General features: G+C 41.5%; 18 protein-coding genes and 1 tRNA gene. 8 read left to right on the plus strand and 11 right to left on the minus strand.

Annotated elements, in window-relative coordinates; genetic code table 11:
- Positions 1–105: 105 nt before the first annotated feature.
- Positions 106–1,194 carry a saccharopine dehydrogenase family protein gene (locus tag NOS7524_RS13995; RefSeq protein WP_015139129.1) on the plus strand — a complete coding sequence of 363 codons (1,089 nt, stop codon included), beginning with the start codon at positions 106–108 and terminating at the stop codon, positions 1,192–1,194.
- 115 nt (positions 1,195–1,309) lie between these two features.
- Here the strand turns inward: NOS7524_RS13995 and NOS7524_RS14000 are convergent, their stop codons facing one another.
- A complete protein-coding gene (locus NOS7524_RS14000) occupies positions 1,310–2,605 on the minus strand; it encodes a cation:proton antiporter (protein ID WP_015139130.1) in 1,296 nt (431 codons plus the stop codon).
- Positions 2,606–2,758: 153 nt separating this feature from the next.
- On the opposite strand from NOS7524_RS14000, the gene NOS7524_RS14005 reads away from it, so the two are divergent.
- Positions 2,759–4,150, plus strand: a complete 1,392-nt coding sequence (locus tag NOS7524_RS14005) for a cytochrome P450 (protein ID WP_015139131.1) — start codon at positions 2,759–2,761, stop codon at positions 4,148–4,150.
- Between the two features lie 255 nt (positions 4,151–4,405).
- On the opposite strand, the gene NOS7524_RS14010 is transcribed toward NOS7524_RS14005, so the two are convergent.
- The 3 genes from NOS7524_RS14010 to NOS7524_RS14020 form a co-directional block, all read right to left on the minus strand.
- Entirely contained in the window at positions 4,406–4,822 is a 417-nt protein-coding gene (locus tag NOS7524_RS14010) for an alr0857 family protein (RefSeq protein WP_015139132.1), read from the minus strand.
- Positions 4,823–4,838: 16 nt separating this feature from the next.
- Positions 4,839–5,384: an HNH endonuclease gene (locus NOS7524_RS14015; protein ID WP_015139133.1), complete on the minus strand. Its 546-nt coding sequence runs from the start codon at positions 5,382–5,384 to the stop codon at positions 4,839–4,841.
- Positions 5,385–5,465: 81 nt separating this feature from the next.
- Positions 5,466–5,714, minus strand: a complete 249-nt coding sequence (locus NOS7524_RS14020; protein WP_015139134.1) for a hypothetical protein — start codon at positions 5,712–5,714, stop codon at positions 5,466–5,468.
- A gap of 70 nt (positions 5,715–5,784) precedes the next feature.
- Here NOS7524_RS14020 and NOS7524_RS14025 point away from each other — a divergent pair, with 70 nt between their 5' ends.
- The 3 genes from NOS7524_RS14025 (at position 5,785) to NOS7524_RS14035 (ending at position 9,440) form a co-directional block, all read left to right on the plus strand.
- Positions 5,785–6,120 carry a hypothetical protein gene (locus NOS7524_RS14025; protein ID WP_015139135.1) on the plus strand — a complete coding sequence of 112 codons (336 nt, stop codon included), beginning with the start codon at positions 5,785–5,787 and terminating at the stop codon, positions 6,118–6,120.
- Between the two features lie 718 nt (positions 6,121–6,838).
- Positions 6,839–8,869, plus strand: coding sequence for a GAF domain-containing sensor histidine kinase (locus NOS7524_RS14030; protein WP_015139136.1), 2,031 nt, complete (start codon positions 6,839–6,841; stop codon positions 8,867–8,869).
- Entirely contained in the window at positions 8,862–9,440 is a 579-nt protein-coding gene (locus NOS7524_RS14035) for an SRPBCC family protein (RefSeq protein WP_015139137.1), read from the plus strand. Before NOS7524_RS14030 ends, NOS7524_RS14035 begins: the two co-directional genes overlap by 8 nt.
- A 92-nt stretch (positions 9,441–9,532) precedes the next feature.
- On the opposite strand, the gene NOS7524_RS14040 is transcribed toward NOS7524_RS14035, so the two are convergent.
- Positions 9,533–9,605: transfer RNA gene (locus tag NOS7524_RS14040), tRNA-Glu, on the minus strand.
- A gap of 497 nt (positions 9,606–10,102) precedes the next feature.
- Here NOS7524_RS14040 and NOS7524_RS14050 point away from each other — a divergent pair.
- The gene (locus NOS7524_RS14050; RefSeq protein ID WP_015139138.1) at positions 10,103–12,022 is read left to right on the plus strand and encodes a cation:proton antiporter; all 1,920 of its coding nucleotides are present in this window, start codon (positions 10,103–10,105) and stop codon (positions 12,020–12,022) included.
- On the opposite strand, the gene NOS7524_RS14055 is transcribed toward NOS7524_RS14050, so the two are convergent.
- Together NOS7524_RS14055 and NOS7524_RS14060 are read right to left on the minus strand one after the other, a co-directional pair.
- A complete protein-coding gene (locus NOS7524_RS14055) occupies positions 11,989–12,630 on the minus strand; it encodes a cytochrome b N-terminal domain-containing protein (protein WP_015139139.1) in 642 nt (213 codons plus the stop codon). The genes NOS7524_RS14050 and NOS7524_RS14055 overlap by 34 nt on opposite strands.
- 99 nt (positions 12,631–12,729) lie before the next feature.
- Positions 12,730–13,407 (minus strand): esterase/lipase family protein, encoded by a 678-nt coding sequence (locus tag NOS7524_RS14060; protein ID WP_015139140.1) that lies wholly within the window; start codon positions 13,405–13,407, stop codon positions 12,730–12,732.
- A gap of 564 nt (positions 13,408–13,971) precedes the next feature.
- On the opposite strand from NOS7524_RS14060, the gene NOS7524_RS14065 reads away from it, so the two are divergent.
- A complete protein-coding gene (locus NOS7524_RS14065; protein ID WP_015139141.1) occupies positions 13,972–15,441 on the plus strand; it encodes a hypothetical protein in 1,470 nt (489 codons plus the stop codon).
- 163 nt (positions 15,442–15,604) lie between these two features.
- Here NOS7524_RS14065 and petJ read toward each other — a convergent pair whose 3' ends face one another.
- The 4 genes from petJ to NOS7524_RS14085 all read right to left on the minus strand — a co-directional run bounded on the left by petJ (position 15,605) and on the right by NOS7524_RS14085 (position 19,031).
- Positions 15,605–15,949 carry a cytochrome c6 PetJ gene (petJ, locus tag NOS7524_RS14070; protein ID WP_041555326.1) on the minus strand — a complete coding sequence of 115 codons (345 nt, stop codon included), beginning with the start codon at positions 15,947–15,949 and terminating at the stop codon, positions 15,605–15,607.
- A 210-nt stretch (positions 15,950–16,159) separates the two neighbouring features.
- Entirely contained in the window at positions 16,160–16,882 is a 723-nt protein-coding gene (locus NOS7524_RS14075) for a peptidylprolyl isomerase (protein ID WP_015139143.1), read from the minus strand.
- A gap of 123 nt (positions 16,883–17,005) precedes the next feature.
- Positions 17,006–17,398 (minus strand): HetP family heterocyst commitment protein, encoded by a 393-nt coding sequence (locus tag NOS7524_RS14080; protein ID WP_015139144.1) that lies wholly within the window; start codon positions 17,396–17,398, stop codon positions 17,006–17,008.
- A gap of 34 nt (positions 17,399–17,432) precedes the next feature.
- Positions 17,433–19,031 (minus strand): HlyD family efflux transporter periplasmic adaptor subunit, encoded by a 1,599-nt coding sequence (locus NOS7524_RS14085; protein ID WP_015139145.1) that lies wholly within the window; start codon positions 19,029–19,031, stop codon positions 17,433–17,435.
- Between the two features lie 779 nt (positions 19,032–19,810).
- On the opposite strand from NOS7524_RS14085, the gene NOS7524_RS14090 reads away from it, so the two are divergent.
- A complete protein-coding gene (locus NOS7524_RS14090; protein WP_015139146.1) occupies positions 19,811–22,225 on the plus strand; it encodes a sucrose synthase in 2,415 nt (804 codons plus the stop codon).
- Positions 22,226–22,300: the final 75 nt, after the last annotated feature.

Consider the following 22,300-nt stretch of genomic DNA (forward strand, 5'->3'; position numbering starts at 1 on the left):
AACTTGAAAATTAGAATCCCCATCAGTGGGTAAGTCATACTTGTAACTGATGTCAACAGGACAAAAAACTGGTCAAATGGAGGTATTGTTGCCCACACTGGAGTAATGACAGAGCGCGTATTAATTTTAGGAGGACGGGGGCGGATAGGTAGGAGTGTCGCCCAAGATATCGCCACCCATACATCAGCAAAAATTACCATCACTGGACGTTCTCCACAGACGGACAAGGGGGTTGGCTTGTCGTTTCTGGTGTTGGACTTGGCGGAGGTTGACAAGTTGCGGGAAGCGATCGCCAACTCTGATTTAGTCATCCACTGTGCTGGCCCGTTTCATTACCGAGATGCTAATGTTCTCAAAATCTGCATTGAACAAGGCGTTAACTATCTAGATGTTAGTGACCATCGTTCCTTTACCAGTAAGGCTTTAAGTTATCATGAACAAGCCGTGGCATCTGGGGTGACAGCTATTATCAATACTGGTATTTTTCCCGGTATTTCTAACAGCATGGTACGTCAGGGTATTGAACAATTTGATCAAGCAGAGAAGATACATTTAAGTTATTTGGTTGGTGGTTCTGGTGGGGCTGGTATTACAGTCATGCGGACAACTTTTTTAGGCTTACAATATCCTTTTCAAGCCTGGATTAATGGTCAATGGCAATTTGTCAAGCCATATAGTGATAGAGAAGTGATTAGTTTTCCACCTCCCTACAAACGCAGTGGTGTTTACTGGTTTGATATGCCAGAAACTTTTACACTACCCCAAGTATTCCCCTCTGTCAAAACTGTGATTACTAAATTTGGCTCAATTCCAGACTTTTATAATCATTTAACTTGGATTGCTGCCCATATTTTCCCAAAATGGTTGATGCAGCGTCACAACACAATTGAATTTTTATCTTATGTTAGCCATTTCATGACAGATGTGACTAATAACCTTAGTGGGATTGGGGTGGCAGTGCGTTCAGAAGTTACAGGCATCAAAAATGGTGAAAATGCTGCTTATTGCTCAACTTTATTCCATGAAAATACAGCGATCGCTTCTGGTTGTGGTACAGGTAGCTTGGCTCAATTGTTACTGGAAGGCAAGCTCAAAAAACCAGGGGTTTGGCCAGTAGAAGCAGCATTATCAACAGATTTATTTATGCAATCTATGGCAAGTAGAGAAATTACAATTGCACATAATTGGTTATAGGAATTTACATCACACAGAAACACAGAGAGTTAGGGAGATGAAAATGCAGATTTTTCTATGCAATCAATTTCAATATACCTTTGTTTATTCGTGTCTCTGTGGTTAATAAATTCCATTATTCTACTTCACTCAGGGTGGAATGAGCAGCAGATTTTCTGATAGCAATTTGGTGTTCATACCAATTCATTAAAGGGGTAGCAGAAATGCCATGCACAATTACAGAAGCTACGACGGTAGTATAAGTTATCCAAGAAATTTGTTCAGCAGTTTCACCTTTTAAGCCATGACTAAAGGCATAGGCAAGATAATATAAAGAGCCTACACCACGAATTCCAAACCAGCCAAATAACAAGCGGGTTGCAGGGTGAAAACTACGACGTTGTGAATGTAGAGGACGTTTACCAATTGTACTAATCCAAGCACCTAGAGGACGGATGATAAGAAATAGGCAAACTATCACTATCAAGGATTGGTAGGCATAATTTAGCATTGGCTGCCATAATAAAATTGACCCCAACAACAAAATTGTGCCAACTTCTAAAAGCCTTTCTAGACGCTCAATAAACTCTAATTGTGCCAGTGGTTTATCGGGATCTCTATAACTGTACTGCACAAATAAACCCGCTACAAATACAGCAAGAAATCCATAGCCATTAACTATTTCTGTGACAGAATAAGTTAATAGAATCGCACTAATAGCAATAAAATCCTCCATAAGTACATCAGCAGCACGTTTTTTTTGCACTCTTTGATCAATCCAAACCACTGCTTTAGCCATTAAAAAACCCATAATCATCCCAACTGCGATCGCCCAGATTAAATCTACGACTAACCAAGCTCTAAACCAGTTGTGCCAATTGGGATCTTTAATTGCATACAGCCCAAAATAAACAAAGGGAAAAGCTAAAGCATCATTTAATCCACCCTCAGAAGTTAACCCAAAGCGTAACTCATCTCTGTCATTGGTATCTGTTAGTTGAACTTCGGAAGCCAATACTGGATCAGTGGGTGCAAGAATCGCTCCTAATAAAATCGCTTCTCCCCAACTCATCCCTAAAAATAAATTGCCGACAAGTGCCAACCCAATAATAGAAATTGGCATTAATAAAACTATGAGCCTTGCTGTGATATCCCAAACTCTCAATTGCAAAGGACGAATAATTTTTAAACCACAGCTAAATACAGAAACAATGACTACAAATTCCGTTAACCTTTCGAGTAACTTGGCATTAAATACATCGTTTTGTCTGAGTTGGATCATCCCCGTACCTTCAGGCCCCAGAAAAATCCCAACTAATAAATAGATAATGGCAAAGGAAAGAGGTAAACGAGAAATCCAACCAGAACCGAGGGTAACAACTAGCAACAGAAGTCCAATAATTAGTAGATCAAGAATATAAATATCTATCATGTAAATATGTATAAAAAAGAAATATGCACTTGTCAGTCTATCTGCGTTCTCCTATTTGTATAAAATATCTATAGATAGATTTTATGAAGAAATTTTCCAGTTTTTCCTAATTTTGCTAGCTTAGGGTGAATAGTGCGAAGAGGAGCATTGGTCATGAAACTTCCAGATAGTCCCAAAATGCCAAAATTTATGCAGCTAGTACAGTGGATTTCTAATCCATTGCAGCTAATGGAAGCATCTGCCAAAGCTCACGGGGAATGTTTTACTTTATGGCTAACTAACCAACAGCCAATGGTGTTTTTAAGTAACCCCCAAGCAATTCAGGAGATTTTTACCAAACCTTTAGAACAAATAGATGCTAGAGGTTCAGCCCAAATTTTACAACCCTTACTAGGAGATAACTCCTTACTATTGCTGTCGGGTGAAACTCATCAACGCCAACGCAGGTTGTTAACTCCGCCCTTTCATGGCGATGCCTCACGGCAAGACCTTGCGGGTCAACGCATGAAAGCTTACGGTGATATCATCACGAACATCACCAAAGATGTCATCAGTAATTGGCAACTAGGTAAACCTTTTTCTGTGCGTGATTCCATGCAGGAAATCACACTGCGAGTCATCTTACAAGCAGTATTTGGACTACATGAAGGTGAACGTTATACACAGTTGCAAAAACGGTTGTGTTCTCTTTTAGAATTAACTTCCTCTTCCTTGCGTGCATCCCTATCGTTTATCCCTGCATTGCAAGTAGATTTAGGTCGCTGGAGTCCTTGGGGAAATTTCCTCCGTCAACGAGAAGAAATTGACAAACTACTTTATGCAGAAATCCAAGAACGCAGAGATAACCCAGACCCATCTCGTAGCGATATCCTCTCCTTAATGATGTCAGCCCGTGATGAAAATGGCGAACCAATGACCGATGTAGAGTTACGTGATGAATTAATGACTCTGTTAGTCGCCGGTCATGAAACCACAGCCTCCGCCTTAGCATGGGCTTTCTACTGGATTCACCATCTACCGTCAGTGCGAGAGAAACTGCTAGCAGAGTTAGATAGTTTTCCCGATGCAGATTGCAGTGAAATCACTCGCCTTCCTTATTTAACTGCGGTTTGTCAAGAAACACTCCGCATTTACCCTATTGGCATGATTACCATCCCCCGCATTGTCAAATCACCTATCGAAATTATGGGGCATAACTTCGAGCCAGGAACCATGCTATTAGGTTGCATTTATTTAGTTCATCGCCGGCCAGATTTATATCCCCAACCTGAACAATTTAAACCGGAACGGTTTTTAGAAAAGCAATATTCACTTTATGAATATCTACCTTTTGGTGGTGGTAATCGGCGCTGTTTGGGTATGTCCTTTGCTTTGCTTGAAATGAAGTTGGTATTAGCAACAGTCTTATCTCATTTGGATTTAGCATTAGTTGCAAATTATCCAGTTAAACCCATCCGTCGAGGAGTGACGTTAGCACCTTCTGGTGGTAAATGGTTGATTGCAACTGGACAACGGCAAAAGATGAAAAGTCCGGTTGAAGTGTAGTGTCTATCCCGCCTTGGAATGAATGATACTGTGGGCGCACTCTGCACAAGGTAGTGAACTGGCACGAGCGACAACGGTTAAATAACCCTGATTATTTTATCCCGCACTTAACTGCACTGCTAGAGGCGATTGTTGGGAATGAATGGTTATTTGATCGCTTTTAATTCAAATCCCCGACTTTTTGAACAAATCGGGGATCTAGGCTGCTGTACCTACAAAAGTAATTGATATCCAGTATCGCTACAGCTATACTTTTCACTCACTTATGACAGAGGCACAGGCTTGAGCCTCCCGCCACAATTTGTGTAAAAAGAACTCTGTGCGTGAACTCAAACCATCACCATTAGGTGTATCGCTGATCATTGTCACAAACACGCCATCAGCATCCTGAGAACCATCGGATAACCAAGAACCCCGCAGGGTTACTTCCACATATTCAGGATCACAGATAGACAAATCAATAATTTCACTATTCACCAGTTTAGCTTCAGCCTTGAGTGCTTCAATCCCCGGCAAATCCGCAGGTAGCAAAAAGGAAGCCGTGCTGGGTTCCACGCACAAACTTTGACCAACGCGTAACGCCAAAATTACTCGCGTTTGTACCCATTCCTCCAACGACAAAGCCAGATACTCTAAATAAAAACTGTTTTCAGTGTAAGTTAATTTCAGCATTCCCTATGCTCTCCTGCTATTCCAGGTTTGCTTGCACATCTATCCAAAATTGTGTGGCGCTGTCTTGCCAAGCTTCGCTAAAAGCAAAGGCTACCGCCGGGTGAACTGGAGGTTTTGGCTTGGTACGTAACTGCATACCCGCCTCAGTTGGAGTGCGATCGCCTTTACGAGAATTGCATCTTTCACAAGCTGCAACTACGTTATCCCAAGTGTGAGTACCACCTCTAGACCTAGGCAGTACATGATCTAGGGTGAGACGTTTCCTACTGCCGCAATATTGGCAACTGTGATGATCTCGCCGTAGTATTTCCCGCCGATTTACTGGGGGAAGTTTCCATGTCCTTTCAATAGAAGCGATTTTTAAGCGAATATGTTTCGGCACATTAATTATCAAGCTGGGTGAGTGAACTCGCCACCCATCGGCTGTAGAACCCAACAAAGGTTCTGCTTTGTTGGTAATTAACAGCACAATTGCCCGCTTAATATTAACCCGGCACAGTGGTAAGTAATTTTGCGAAAATACCACCACAGACTGCTCTAACACTGGCATTGCAATCGCCACAGCTTCACTCCTTAATAAAAAACCCCCGCTTCTGATTTGGGTGAAGCGGGGGTAAGAAATTGACCGTAATTTTTTTTGGTCTTATATTGGTACAGCACTTCTCTGTCTGTACCTCCCGCTTCTTTTATCTAGTTGTGGTTTGGCATTCAGCCCATGAATGCTGACATATATAAAGTCATAATTACCCTCTGTGATTTGCCCATCCTTGTAGCCACCATCACCCATAAATAAATACTCCACTCCCGCAGCGCCTAATTCCCAACTAAATCGCCAGTTGGTGGTACGCAAGGAAGTAGAGATGGGGTAAATGGATTTCACAGAAAATTTCACCTATTGAACATTCCTTTAAACATACTACACTTGTATTACTATCCTGTCCATACTTTAAGGAGAAAAAGTCATGCACACAATTACTCGTACCCCAACTACCGATATGGAAGTTACCAGCATCCGTTTAGAACGAGAACTTAAAGAGAAACTCAAAGAAATTGCTGGCAATCAGGGATATCAAGCCCTCATCCGAGATATCCTCTGGAATTATGTGCAGCAAAAATCCGGTGAGTGGAAACCTCGGTTTTCACGCGCCGATATTCGAGCTAGTATAGCCGCCACCGCCCAGCAAGAAGAACGTTGTGTACTCACAGGTCAACTCATTCAACCCCAACAACCAATGTTGTTAGGACTCACCAGACATGGCGACATGGTTCCTCTCAGTATCGAAAGTTTAGCTGGCTAGTCACCTTACAGTCCCATGAATGCAGTCTAGTTATTGCCGAGGGTAATCACTGGGCTGCATTCGTCGTTTTTAGAAGGGGCAGGCTGTAGCTTTTGTCCATCAGACACGGGTTTTAGGGTCTAGGGGTGCCTCTTGACAAAAAAAGATTCTTAACATATCAAGTAAAAAACTATAGAGCATAGGAATAAAATGACAAACTCTTAAAATTCTGTCGGTAGCTTCTCCCCTCCTAGCTGGAAAATACTACTTCGACCAATATCGATGTAGCTACCGCAATGCCCCATGCCCATTTTCATGCTTGGGTGTGAGACTCATCTCATCGGGACTACCTTCATAAGTGTAATTTAAATCACAATAGTAATAATGCGGTTTCTCAATATGAAGTTCTTGTCTGAAATCCAGAGAAATTACGGTTTATGTATAGTTATAAACAAGATATCTTAAGTTCAAGCTATTGACTGGATACTGCCTTGATCAATCAAACGCAAGTTTGTAAAGGCATTTTAACAAGCTGAGAATATTTCGATATCTATGTATAAATTATCTTAATATACTGATAACTTGGTCATCTGCAAAAGAAAGGGGCTATAACAGATGATAGAAAATATTGATACAAAATTTGTCATCCATCCGGTATGGCGACACAACTAACGGTGAATAATATGCCAAAAAGTTGGGTGCAAGCAAAACGGGGTCACTATTCAAGAGCATATCAGGAATGAAAAAGCATTTAATACTGCCGCCACAACGCCCCGATGACCCAGAGCGACTACAAACATACCCAGTCAAACTGATGCAGCATCAGGAAAAAACAGCCCACAAGTTGGCACAACAAATTAATCACATCATTGCTAGTAGTCCAGCGACAGAATTGATGCTGCAAGAGATTGCCGCGTTGGTAGGAGTTGCCACTCAAGTAGATTGTTGTTGCTTAGTTACGGTAAATAGGGAAGACTCAACTGAAGCCACAGCAGCTAGTTGGTGTTCTGATGAATATCTCGGAATTTCGCAGCAAAATGAGCTGTTCTCAACGGAAGGGTTATTAATGGAATTGCCAGTGGTGCAATGCGCTACTGAAACATTCACGATTGAGGATATTGCCACAATCCAAAATAGCTTGGTGATGGGATGTCAACAGTTGTCATTACCAATCAAGGCGGTTTTAGCCATTCCCACCCGCTTCGGAGGTCAAAATAATGGTGTAGTTCATCTGATTAAATTCCAGTCTTATGATTGGGGTGAGTCGGAAAAACGAATCCTCAAAACGATTGAATCGTCCTGTGCGATCGCTTTTTCTCTGGTGACACAAGCACAGTTGATTTCTTCTCAGCAGCAATACCTGCAAAAGAGCAATCAACATCAAAGCTTGATCAAGCAATTAACTATATTGAGTCGGAGTAACTTGGAGTTAAATCAAATGCTCCAATTAGCCATAGCATCTACTGCCGAATCTCTCCAAGCAGATCGGGGTTTGCTGATCTTGCTGAAATATACAGATCCCCTATTTAGATCTGCCGCTAAAAAACAAATTCCCCAAGCTAAAGCTGAGGTTTTGGGTGAGTGGCGTAGGGAACATCCCCATCAAACAGAGTCTGTAACTCAGTCCTTCTCTCTGGCGGATTGTGGCTTGTGTCAGCGAGTGTTCACAGAGGGAGGAAAGCCAGTTATTATCAACGACTACACAGATTTACAAGACACCTCTGCCGTTGCTCCCTTGTTTGTCATTACAGAATTACCAGCTGTCCTGGTAATGCCGTTAGAAAATCAAGGCAAAATCCTCGGCTTTTTGGTGCTACAGCAAGCAGTGGCTCGTAATTGGCAACTCTCAGAATTAAATCTGGTAGAAATGGTATGCGCTCAAGTCAGTAACGCCATTATTCAATCCAAGACACTGCGACAAGTACAAACTTTAGTAGATGAGCGTACCGCCAAACTCCAAAGCAGTCTGGAATTACAAGCCAAGTTGCACGAAAGAACACGGCAATATGTAGAGCAATTGCGGGAACTCAACCAGCTCAAAGACGAGTTCATGAGCAATATTAGCGATCGCTTGCGCTATCCCTTGACGAATATGATGATGTCAATCAAGAACTTACAGTTGCCAGGGATCACGGCAGAACGTCAAGGCAGATACTTGGATATTCTCGAAAAAGAATGTAGCAAAGAAATCAATTTAATCAATGACTTGCTCACTCTCCAAAAATTAGAATCGGAGTCCCAGCAAGAACCCCTACGTTTTCAAATGATCAATTTAAACGCCAGAATCGAAGAATTTAGTAATTCTTTCACATCCAGGCTGGCGGAAAAAGGATTAAGCATCACATTAGACATCCCAGAGCAGCCGTTAAAACTCCAAACCGAACTAGAGAGTTTTGACCGGATTCTGCAAGAGTTATTAAATAATGCCTATACATACTCTGAGCGCGATACCATTATTCACTTGCACGCCAGCCACCAAGTTAATCAGTTAGTTGATCAAGTTATGATCAAAGTAACAAACACAGGACGTGGCATCTCCGAAGAAGACGCAACCTATATATTTGATCGGTTCCGTCGCGGTAGAGGAGGTCGCTGGACTCCGGGTACTGGCTTAGGACTAGCTTTAGTTAAGTCCTTGGTGCAGCATCTTAATGGAGCGATCGCAGTAGAAAGTACACCCATTGCTGACTCTCAACTCAGCGAAATTTCTTTCACCCTGACTCTACCCCAGTTTTCTGAAGACAGCAAACCATATTCTGACAGTGACTAATCTAAAAAACACCACCCAGGACTTTGAACTCGATCCCAATCTTGATCCACAATTGATTGCGGATATAGGTAATTTGCCCCCAGTAGAAATTCAAATTGAAAAAATCGCCGAGCGACAGCGACAAATTACAGCTCAAGTCCAAATTCCCCACCCGGTAGAGCGAGTCTGGAAAGTGCTGACAGATTATGAAGCCTTGGCGGACTTTATCCCCAACCTTGCCAAAAGTTGTCTGCTGGAACATCCTCATGGTGGCATTCGGTTAGAACAAATCGGCTCTCAACGCTTACTCAATTTCAATTTTTGCGCCCGTGTGGTTCTAGACTTGGAAGAATATTTCCCTAAAGAAATCAATTTTCAAATGGTAGAAGGGGATTTTAAGGGCTTCTCTGGTAGTTGGTGTCTAGAACCTTATATCTTAGATGAAGCGATCGGCACTAATCTCTGCTACAAAATCCAAATCTGGCCTAAGCTGACTATGCCAGTGTCAATTATTGAACGCCGCGTGAGCAATGACCTCAAGTCAAATCTGCTAGCAATTTATCAGCGAGTACAGTATCTCACCAATCAGTAGCTTAAAAAAAAAGTTGCTACAGCTAAATAGTTGTAGCAACTTTGAATTATTTATAAGCTATGTTTATTTAGTGTTTTAGCTTACTTATTTAGTACCCCCAGGGGAATTCGAATCCCCGTTACCTCCGTGAAAGGGAGGTGTCCTAGGCCTCTAGACGATGGGGGCATCAACCTCAGACCTTTTATAAATTAACGGATTTTTCAGATGATGTCAATAGATTTAGAAAAAAAATTTTTGGGGGTTGGGGATTGGGGATTGGGGACTGGGAACTGGGGACTGGGGACTGGGGACTGGGGGCTAGGAATAATAACTCTCTTCAGATCCCCTGCTCCTCTTCTTCCTCATCCCCCTCATCTCCCCCTGCTCCACTACACCCCTAAAAAATAATTGAGTACACGGTGAACATCTGACAAAGGGGAGATTATTCGCATCTATCAAATGTTGTAGTTTTGCTTGTGTTTAATACTAAAAGAATTAATGAATTGTTGGCTAATCGTCACACTCTGTCGCCAATCAGCGAGAAATGGAGTATTGTGAAGAACTAAGTATGAAAAAAACTCTGAATTTATCAAGGGATATAAGGTCTAATGTTGTACCCTGTAAAGGGAGTCTTTATTATTCTTTACAAAAGATTTTGAAATACATCGCGCAAAATCGACAGCATGGAAGCATCTTTTGAAGTCACCCTACAGATGGTGATCACTGTCGTTGCAGGTATTAGCGCCCAGGTGTTGGCTGCGTACTTTCGTGTACCCAGCATCGTCCTGCTACTACTATTGGGCATTGTGCTTGGTTCTGATGGCTTGGGGGTATTGCATCCCCAATTGCTCGGTACAGGACTGGAAGTGATTGTTGCCCTAGCAACGGCGATCATTCTATTTGAAGGCGGACTCAACCTAGATTTGCGAGAGTTGGGTAGAGTTTCTTTGAGTTTGCAACTACTTGTTACTTTGGGAACTCTCGTCACGCTGATTGGTGGCAGTATGGCGGCTCACTGGTTGGGTGAGTTTCCTTGGAATATAGCTTTTCTCTACGCTTCTATAGTGGTGGTAACAGGGCCAACGGTGATTGGTCCCCTACTTAAACAAATCAATGTAGACCGCCAAGTGGCAACGCTGTTAGAAGGGGAAGGAGTTTTAATCGATCCAGTGGGTGCTATTCTCGCTTTCGTAGTGCTGGATACCATCGTTAACGGTGATGCTGATCCCATCAATGCCATCATAGGTTTACTGATGCGCCTTGGTGTTGGTGGCGCGATTGGTGCGGTAGGCGGTTATTTGATGAGCCTGATTTTTAAACGTGCCACTTTTCTCTCATTTGAAGTGAAAAATTTGGTGGTTTTGGCAGTGCTATGGGGGTTGTTTACCCTAGCACAAATGATCCGCAGTGAATCAGGGGTGATGACTACCGTCGTTGCTGGGGCAGTATTTGCTAACTCCTCTGTACCAGAGGAACGTCTGTTGCGTAGCTTCAAAGGTCAACTGACGATTTTGAGTGTTTCCGTACTCTTTATTCTGCTAGCGGCTGACCTTTCCATCGCCAGTGTGTTGGCTTTGGGTTGGGGGAGTTTGTTCACGGTTTTGGTACTGATGTTTGTTGTGCGTCCAGTGAATATCCTGTTGTGTACTTGGAACAGTGATTTAAACTGGCGACAAAAGTTGTTTTTAAGCTGGGTTGCGCCGAGAGGGATTGTATCTGCTTCCGTTGCTTCTTTGTTTGCGATTTTGCTGACTCAGCACGGTATCAATGGTGGTGATGCAATCAAGGCTTTAGTATTCCTGACAATTATCATGACAGTAGTTTGTCAAGGACTAACGGCTGGCTGGGTGGCTGAATGCTTGCAAATCACTTCCCATGAAGCGACAGGGGCGGTAATTGTCGGTTGTAATCCTTTAAGTCTGTTAATTGCCCGATTTTTTCAAGAACGGGGCGAAAACGTCGTTCTCATCGATACTGAACCGGAATATCTCGCTCAAGCAGAAGCTCAAAATATCAGGGTAATTGCTAGTAGTGCTTTGGATGCTGAGGTGTTGGAGGAGGCGGGACTAGCCTCGATGGGTACTTTTGTGGCCATGACTAATAATGGTGAGGTGAATTTTGTCGTGGCGCAACGAGCCGCCGAGGAATTTAATCCGCCGCGTGTGTTAGCAGTGTTTCCCCGTGACCCCCAAGCGAATAATTCCGCTAATAATAAAGTTCAGCAAGCTTTTGTTGCCGATTTAGCCGTTAAAACTTGGAATGAGTATCTCAATAGTGGAAGGGTGAAGTTAGGGACAACTACACTCAATGAATCGGAATTTACTCAACAACAAGAACGTATTCAAGAAAAAATTCGGACTGGGGTATTAGTGCCGTTGTTGGTAGAACGGGAAGAACGGCTACAGATTACCCCAGCTAATCAAGAATGGGAAATAGGCGATCGCATTATCTACTTGTTGTATGACCCCAGACCAAATCTCCTCAAACGGTTATCTGGTGCTAGCCAGTCTACACCTCTGGCTTTAGAAAGGTTGCCAGAGTTGGAAGAATTACCATTAGCAAAATTGGCTCAACTTTCCGCCAGCGATGCGCCTGGAAGTTGAATTGTCTCATCTACTGGTTGTGTATACATTTGTCGTTCTTGCCACAGCAAAGCTGCCAAATGCACCACAGCCAATACAATGGCAACAACGGTAATTATATAGCTGTGCAGAGTGTAGAGATGTTGGACAGTAATACTACTAATGGCTCCACCACCTGTGAGGATATCTCGCAGTTGTGAACCGATGACAGGAATGGCTTCGATATTGCCTAGCTCAATGTTAAATCGCCAGTAGCCTTCTTGAGTCCAGTCGAGAATCATGGCTGTCCAATCTAAACCAATGGCGCTGAGGGTAAAGAAAATTCCACTTACCCAAGCTACTAGCCAACTGTTGCGAAATTGCCGCCCTAAGAACATCACTACAATTTGCACCAGAGCGATCGCAATCATGATATTACCTGCAAGATCATGCGCTCTATGGAATAACCAACCATAGGCAACTTCCGTATCAATCATTCTCAACGAGTTATAAGCCCCGCCTGCTGTCGGTTCGTAATAAAAAGACAACAAAATTCCTGTGGAGACATAAATCAGGCACAGGGAAAGAATCACAACCGCTAATATCGTGGCTATTCGCCGCAAAATCCTATCAAACTGGGTGGTTTGCATAGCTACACCCCTCCTGTTATTGGTTTGATTATGTATTTTCATTACAATATAACTAAGATTTATAAATATATCTATATTAATTTTGCGAAAAATATATTTTTAAATCAAATACTGTCCCCAAATTTTCAAAGGTTCTGGCGAACCATACCAAACTCCCGGACTTCTAGGGGAATGTCTCACACCTGCAATCACTAGATTTTCTGCCCCTGTTAAGTGAGCCGCCGCAATTGGTGTAATTCCATCGCCCCAGGTATTACCTTGTCCACAAGTTAATTGATAGCTGCTGTAGGCTAACCAACCACCGCGCCGCCGTTCCCCAAAAGTTGTTTTACCAGCGACACAAATGTAATTCACGCTGGGATAAAAGGCTCCGGGGTAATTATTATTGACAAAATCCAAATTCCGGCGTGTCCAGCGTTCTTGGCTGGTGTGAGGTGTCCCTAGGGTAACAAGAGTAGCTACTAGAGGATGAGCATTCCAGACACTCACAGCATAAGGTTGTTCTCCTAAGTAGATCCGGGAAATCCAACCGCCGGCTGAGTGACCAATCAAGTTAATTTGAGTAGCGTTATATTGTTGTAATGCTTGTTTAACAGTGCGATCAAGTTGCTGCAAAATCGGTGTAATCGGTCTACCGCCGATAGTAGGTATCCAGTCACGCCGTCTAAGCGGTACGGTGAACGTTGGGAAACCCAACTGTTTGAGAGATGTTTCAAGTTGATGGTAAGCGATCGCGCTTTCTAAATATCCCGGCACAATGATTGTAGGTAATGGCATTTTGGACAAGTTAATTCAAAATTTAAAATTCAAAATAGTCTACGACATCTCTACGAGAGGCTAACGCCAACGCGTAGCGTCTCGTAGAGAAGGCTTGCGCCTACAAAATTCAAAAATTAAAGGATTATTAGGGATTAGGAGAGAAATAGCCAAACTGGCAACATTTTCAGTGTAGGCAAGTATGGTAATATGACGCGACCTACAATTATCATGACAAAAGCCCAGCTTTTTCTCCCTCATGCCTACTCAACAAGAAATTTAAGCTCTACATTTCGACGGATGCGATCGCTCTGACTTGTCACTACCCTATGTTTAAGCTGGTAATGGTGCAAACCATAGAAAAGTCAACTTTCTCTATAAGTATTTTTGATAACTTTGTCAGCCAGTGCCACCGATAGAAGTGTGATGAAGCCCTAAAAAATTAAAGTCTTAAAAAAGAAAAAATCATCCTGTTTTGAGTGCCAACGTCGGCAGCTATTATTGTATAGGGGCGCATTTATTCCCATCAAGATTAAATTGCTTTGCTAGTCAACTGCAACCGAGCCGAGTGAACGATTAACAGCTATGTCTTACGTCTCCCTGTTAAAAAATATACCAGAATTATTAAGCCAGCCAACCGGAATAGCAGCAATAGCCTCTCTTGGCATTCACGGTGCTATTGCGTTGATTGTGCCATTGATGCCTGTAGATTCCAACCAACCAAAAGACTCATCCTCTCAAAAAAAAGTTGGTGTTTTAGAACTCAGCCAAGCGGATCAAAGTCGTTTGCCACAAAGTCCAGATACTAACCAGGTTGCGCTACAAGCACAATTACCTTTACTACAAAATCAATTTCCGCAACAACCGCCACTGAATAATCCTCCTGGATTGGATGCTCAAACGACTGTATTGCCTCCTTTACCGCCACCTGTAGCTCCACCGCTATCACTGCCACCAATTGCGACATTACCGCAAAATTATGGTGTAGCCCCCTTGCCCCAAAGTCAGCCTTTGCGGATATCTCCTAGACGAAATTTACGATTTGATGATTCTGGTTTCAATGCTGCTAACAATAAATTTACGCCTGTAACTCCTCCTAGTTTTGATAACCGGGAGACAGTACCAGCAACATCAAAACCTCTACCTGTAGATAAATTGCCAGAATTAAGTGCAGCTCAGATACCAAATGATTTGCCGGATAATCTCCCTGCTGTCACACCAAATAGCAATGCCAATCCAGCAACTACACAGCCTAGTAGTGATGCAGCTCAGGTAGCTCCCATCGAACCACAAGTAGCGCCAGTTGGTAAAACTCCTAAAGTTGGGGATGATTTAGCCTTTGCTGATCAAAGCATTCCCAAATGGGAGCAAGGCTCTACTGCCAATGTACCTAATTTACCTTTCAAACAAACTGAACAGACTGAAATTGCTCAGGTAGACTCCTACGCCAGATTGAGAACAGCTCTTCAGCAGCAATACCCCAATTCGCAAGAAAAAGCAGTCATTCGCAGCACGATTTCCACAGATAAACAAGGTCTTGAAGGTACAGTTTTGGGTGTATTGGTAGTAGATGCGGAAGGCAAAGTCTTAGATATCCAATTCCAAGACAGGTCAGTTTCTCCAGAATTACAACTCAAAACCAGACAATATTTTACTCAAAATGCACCTAAAGGAGATAAGCAAATCAGCCGTTATCCGTTTAGTTTGAGTTTCCAACATAATAGCGGTAATTCGGGTGCAGCTAATCAAGAAAAAACTCCAGCTGTAGTTCTCCCCAAACCAAGTGCGACTCCAGCAGTTAATGATGCTCAACCGACAACTACACCAGCAGTTACTCCCAAACCTTTACCACAACTACAACTTAACCGAAATCAGCCTCAGACAACTGCGCCCACACCAACACCAGCAGCTACTGTTAAACCATCTACTGAGTCTACAGTAGACAAAGATGAGTTATCCTCTTCAGTAGAATCTGGTCAAGAACTCATACGCAAACTACAAAAATTGCGTGAAACTCAACAGCAACGGCAAAGCTCTAATTCTTTAAAAAACTAAAATGGGATTAGTGCTAAAAAACATTAAGAAATGATGAATGATTAATTGTGAAATTAATCATTCATCGAAAATATAATTTATGAGATTGGGTGTAGAGAATTTGCCTCTACAAGATGGGTTTTAGGTTGAATAAACTTAGTTTTCCCCATTACCTACTCCCTACTTACCAATCTTGCTCTGCCTTTTGGAAAACGTAGGCAGCAACCTCCAGAATTTCTTGCTCGCTCAACTTGTTTTTAAAGGCAGGCATAGCATTCTTACCATTTTCTACTTGATGAATAATTGCTTCTATGGCGTTATTGTTGTAATCGTTCAAATACTGTGATAGTGCTTCTTTTTTCAAGGTTTTTTTAGAAACGAGAATATTGCCACCGCCGATGTGACAAGAAGCACAATTATTAGTAAAAATTTTTGCCCCTTTGGATGTTTCGGCTGCTAGAACTGGATTGGTAAATGTAAGTTGCAGTATAGCGATCGCTAACCATAACATTAATAAGAATATTCTCAAGATAGTTTCCTCGCAAGCAAGCTCTAGCAGTTGACTCGTGTGCCGTGGGTTGATTTTAAAAAGACTTTTCCCGACAAAACTGTCATGTACTCCATCTGAACAATCAACCCGTACTAAGAATGATCAGCATTAGCCTGGACAAAGCGCGTTTTACACCTTGACCATCTCAACGATTCTATTCCTTTAGGTTCGACACACTCAAGCAACTTTTTAGAATGACATAGCTTTAGCAGCTAACCATTCCTGAAACATTTTATTTATAATCTCTTCCCGCCTTTCATCTGTTAATTCGGCAGGAATAAACTCTTTCACCATTAAAATATAATTTACTTTGTCTATAATTAGTGGGCCGATCAGGTCTCCTGGTGTGGTATTAAATACCACTGCGGCTACATCAGGCTTGAGGCTCCAACGGTAAAATTTGCCCTCATAGCCGCAGTGGTTTCGCCGTCTTTGATCAATATCGTAAATATGAGCAGCTTCATAAAAGCTGATTTCACCTTCTTCAATTTGATAGCAAATTTCTTGTGCTAATTGTTTATTTGATACAACTATTTGATAAAGTAAGACCTGATCGTAGTCTAATTGATTTTCTAAAAAATACTTCTCTACATCTTTAGCAAATAAACTTACAGCTAATTTCTTACTTAATAAACTATCAAGAATACCTGCTTCCCAATCTTCAGATAACACTAGCTGATCAACTAACCATGCAATAGTATCACTGGCTTTGACTAAACGTTTTTCATAACGCAGTCTATCAGCTTCAATCTGAATTTCTGCTTCTGTAATTTTTATGTCTCTTTCTTGAGCGGCTGTGTTGATAATTTTTTGATACAAAACATTATTGCATACTTCTTTGATTTGCAAAGTTTTTTTGAGATATGTAACTACTTCTCTGGGAGTAATAATTTCGCCATTAAATTCAATCATAAAGTCAAAGCAGATTTTAAATTAATAGACGATGGTAAAATACAAAGAAAGGGTCAGATCGGAGTAAATTTTTACAAGATCCAACCCCAAACCTTTCTGAATTGGGAAATTAATTAATTGACTCTAGTTATGCTGTCGATAAAATTCTGCCATCTTTGTTTCTAAAGTTGCGGGCGAATTCCTAACTGGAATTTTAGCCTGTTTGGTATCGCCAGATTCTAAATGATCCAAGTCATCTATCTTGCTGACAACTGGAGACGAATTTCTGTTATTAGAACTAGAAATATGACTATCTTGGGATATTTGTATACTAGGAACTTGGCGATTTTCCTTCATTAAACGACTATAAGTTCTCTGGGGAATAAAGTGAAGAGGATTGTAGCCAACAAAACGCAACATTAAGACACAAGCCCAAGAATATCTACCATCAGTAATGGCTTCAATTATCTGATTTAATTGTTCAATAGTAATTGCATTTTGAAAACTTTTATGAGAAGAATGAATGTGGTGGTTCATGGTCGTCTCGAAGGTAATTAATTTAACTGGAAATTCACAAACTAATTCCGCCTGATTGCAATTGTTTAATTGGGTCAAGCAGAATATCTGCAATACGACGGCGACGGATGATGATCTCAGCCTTTGCTGTTTGCCCAGCTTGAAACTTGATAGTTTGACGATTGGCTTTTACATAGTTATGCTCCAGAGCAATTTCTACTCGATAGACTGCACCAAGTTGTTCATTAAGTTTGCTATTGGGGGAAATAGATATCACTTGACCAGAAACAATACCGTAATCTTGATAGGGGTAAGCGTCGAATTTGATTTGCGTTGTATTTCCTACTTTGACAAAACCTGCTTCTTTGGTAGGTAAATTAGCCTCCAGAACCAATGGTGCATTCTGAGGAGCTAATTCCGCGATCGCTTGTCCTGGTTGTACGACTTCCCCACTATTGCGGACGTTAAGTGCTAAAACTACTCCATCTACAGGTGCAGTTAGGGTGAGCTGTTGCAATCTCATTTTTGCTTCTGCGATTTGCTTTTCGGCCTGTTTGACTTTGGCTCGCATCTGAGTTTTTTCTAATTCCAGTTTCTGGATTGCTTGCTCAGTCTGTATTTGTATCGTGTCCCCTTCTACTTGTTTTTGGGTTAACTGTGCTTGTAGACGTTGTGATTCTGACAGAACTTGTTGTAAATCGATTTGCGATCGCTTGGAGTCGGCTAAGGTTTGTTGAATTTCCCCCATCTGCTGGGTAATGGTACGCTGGCGATCGCTCAAACTTTGCTGCGCTTGAAACAATTGTTCTTGAGACAGTGCGCCTTGTTGTACTAGAGCTTTGAGCCTGTATAATCGCTCGTTTTGAGCCATCGCATCGGCTTGTAATTGCCGCAGCAGCTTTTGACTGATATTAGCTTTTTCTCGACCTTGGGCGATCGCTACCTGATGACTTTGAATTTTAGCCAACCCTTGAGTAATGATTGCCTCTTGACCTTTAATCTCTGCGTTATTGAGTGCCAAACGGGTTTTAGCTTCCAAACGAGTTTTTTCCATCAACCCTTGGATTTGTAAGAGTTGAGTTTGATAGGCAACGCTCTCTTGTGTCAAACGCTCCACTTCATTGAGGGCAATTTCTTTGTCTAATTGTGCGATTACCTCTCCAGCCTTGACTACCTGGCCTTCTTGTACTCGCAAATAAGCCACCTTACCTGTAATTTCCGGATGGATTTTATAAACCTCCCCTTGGGGAATTAATCGTCCTGTGGCTTGTCCTACTTCATCAATCTGTGCCACATTTGCCCAAGTTGCAACTGCTAAACAAAAAGCAATTCCACCTAATACCATTTGATAGGGAATAGATGAAGGTGGTTGGTCAAGCAACGTTTGCAACGATGTAGACCATTGAGCAGTTTGATTATGGGTTAAACCATCTTGCAATTCACTATCTTGCAAGTTAGTAGGTTGTTTAGGAACAAATTTGACAGATGTAGTTGTACCCCCAAATACCCCATTGAGGGCAGATGCTGCAACAAATTTCTTAGTATATGAATCTTGCTCAACAATTTTAGAACTAGCAAAGCCATTATCTGTATTAGAGGTCATCACTGAATAGTTTTGCAGACGCTGGCGTAGAGCTTTAAATGGTAGTTTCATGGAAGCCGTATAAAATTATAACTTCGCTGTTTACAACTCACTTCACTAGCGAGATATTCAGTTTTAGCTCCATTGATTTGGCGTTTTAACCTTGATAACTAACTTGAAATAGCCCAACTATAAAAATCTAAGCAATAATGAATTGTTTATTCAGCAACTACTGCTGATTTTAACAACAATTCATAATAAGTAAATGTGTAATCAACAAAATACAGAGTTTAGTTAAATATATATTCCTTCAGCAATAATAATTGTTTTAATTTTGTGTTTTATTTAGTTATTTACTTAATAAAAATTTTATTGCTTTTATCTTGATAAATTTTCAGTTTTTCATCTAAAATCTTGTGTTTCATAATCTTCCCTTAACTTTGTATAGTAATTTTAGAAACAGAAAATTTATTGTAAAACAGTCACTTAAAATACAGAATACTATTTTTTTGACGCAACTTAAGCCAATTTGGCATTTTTTTGAATTAGGGAGTGTTGAGTTAGGGCATGGGGGGATGAGGGGGATGGGGGGATGAGGAAGAAGAGGAGCAGGGGAGCGGGGGAGCAGAAGAGAGTTCTTATTCCTAGTCCCCAATCCCCAATCCCCACTCCCCACTCCCCAATCCCCACTCCCCACTCTTCATCCCAAAGCTAGAAGTCAAAGGAATCAACACTTATCTACCATACAGAGGTTCAAGGGAAATGCACCTCTAAAACACCATTGCACAAAACTAGAGTGGGTGAGGAGAGAACAATGAGGTCGTGACCTGACTAAAGTTCTGAGATTCGCCATGCGGGAACTACATCACACCATTTTGGCTGACAACGAGGAAAAAACTGCTTTGCGTCAGCTGATATTTACATTAAAAGCTTCAGGTCAGTGTTACTTTCTGAGGAACGAGATTTTACAAGCTTTTTCTAAATACTGTCACCAAATCCAAAAACCTACATATTTTTATTACTCTTCAGCTATCGGTAAATTACTTCATCGCACCCACGAAATAATTCTGGAGGAGGAAAGTACATGGTTTGTAGTGCGTCCCAAAATCGCTAGCCAAGAGGTTTGGCGACTGACATCAGAGTTTACCCAGTTTGAGTTGATGTCAACCCAAGCGTTTTTGGATGTGAGCGATCGCTTAGTCAACGCCTATAAACCTAACATCTTAGAAATTGATTTAAGCCCATTTTACAAAGCTTCCCCCAGTATCAGTGACCCGCGCAACATCGGTCAAGGTTTAGCTTTCCTCAACCATTATCTATGCCATCAATTGGAGAATAATCCCCAATGTTGGTTTGAGGGATTGTATTTAGCCTTACAAGAATTGCAATACGATGGGATGCGGCTGTTACTCAATGATCGTATTTCCTCCGGAATTCAGCTAGCGAAACAAGTTCACCAAGCAATCAAATTTCTCCATCAGCGCCACCCTGATGAACCTTACGCAAAATTCCGCTTTGACTTACAAGAATTGGGTTTGGAACCGGGTTGGGGTAATACCGCCCACCGCATCCTCGAAACTCTAGAACTCCTAGAACATCTGATTGATAGCCCCCAACCTGCCATCCTCGAAGCGTTCATGTCTCGTGTACCTGCGATCTTTCGCGTCGTCCTGGTTTCTATCCACGGTTGGGTGGCGCAAGAGAGAGTCATGGGACGTGACGAAACCCTAGGCCAAGTAGTCTATGTCCTGGAACAAGCACGCAGCTTAGAAAACAAATTGCGGGAAGATATTAAACTGGCTGGTCTTGACTTGTTAAATATTCAACCCCATGTCATTATTCTTACCCGCCTCATCCCTAAATGTGAAGGTACACTATGTAACCTACGTCTGGAAAAGGTAAATGGTACAGAAAACGCCTGGATTTTGCGTGTTCCTTTTCGCCAATTTAATCCAGAAATCACCGACAATTGGATATCTAAATTTGATATTTGGCCTTATTTAGAATCATTTGCTCTAGATGCAGAGACAGAATTACTAGCACAATTCCAAGGCAAACCAAATTTAATTATAGGTAACTACAGCGATGGTAACTTAGTCGCCTTTCTGCTTTCTCGTCTTCTCCAAGTTACCCAGTGTAATATTGCTCACTCTTTAGAAAAACCGAAATATCTATTTAGTAATTTACATTGGCAAGACCTAGAGGAACAGTATCACTTTTCGGCACAATTTACCGCCGACTTGATTAGCATGAATGCGGCTGATTTTATCATCACCTCGTCATATCAAGAAATTGTCGGTACACCTGACTCGATGGGACAATACGAATCATACAAATGCTTTACCATGCCAAATTTATATCATGTGGTAGATGGTATTGATTTGTTTAGTCCAAAGTTCAACTTAGTACCACCGGGAGTTAATGAAAGTATTTTCTTTTCCTATAGACAAGCCAAAGACCGAGATTCCAATCTGAGTAAACAAGTCTACGAATTAATATTTCACCATGAAGATGCTGAAATTTTGGGTTATTTAGAAAACCCCAGCAAAAGACCCATCTTTGCAGTTGCTCCTATCACTTCTATTAAAAATCTTGCTGGTTTAGCGGAATGCTTTGCCAAAAGCCCGGCTTTACAAGAGCATTGCAATCTGATTCTGTTAACCAGTAAACTACATACTTCCGAAACTACCAACCCAGAAGAAGCTGGAGAAATTCAAAAACTGCATGACCTCATTAATCAGTATGGATTGCACAACAAGATACGTTGGTTAGGGCTACGCCTACAAAATCGTGAAGTCGGCGAAGCCTACCGAGTAATTGCAGATTGTCGAGGAATTTATGTTCATTTTGCTCGGTTTGAAGCCTTGGGACGGAGCATTTTAGAAGCAATGATTTCCGGTTTACCAACTTTTGCGACTAAATTTGGCGGCGCTTTAGAAATTATTGAAAATAACACAGATGGATTTTATGTTAATCCGACAGATTTAGAAGGTACTGCCCATAAAATTGTGACGTTCCTCGAAAAATGTGATGCCTATCCTGAATATTGGGAAGAAGTATCTGAATGGATGAGTCAGCGAATTCACCATAAATACAACTGGCATTCACATACCAGTAAGTTATTGTCTCTAGCTAAAATTTTTAGTTTTTGGAACTTTGTCGTGCCAGAAAATAACGAAGCTAGGGATCGCTATATGGAAGCTTTATTTCATCTTCTTTATAAACCCAGATCAGAAAAGATTTTAGAAAAACATATGGAGAGATAAAAAGGCAATAGGCAATAGGTAATAGTCATTAGTTTTTCTACTTTGCTCCCCTACTTCCTCATCTCTAGTCTTCAA

It is taken from the genome of Nostoc sp. PCC 7524, assembly GCF_000316645.1.
Taxonomy (GTDB): Bacteria; Cyanobacteriota; Cyanobacteriia; order Cyanobacteriales; family Nostocaceae; genus Trichormus.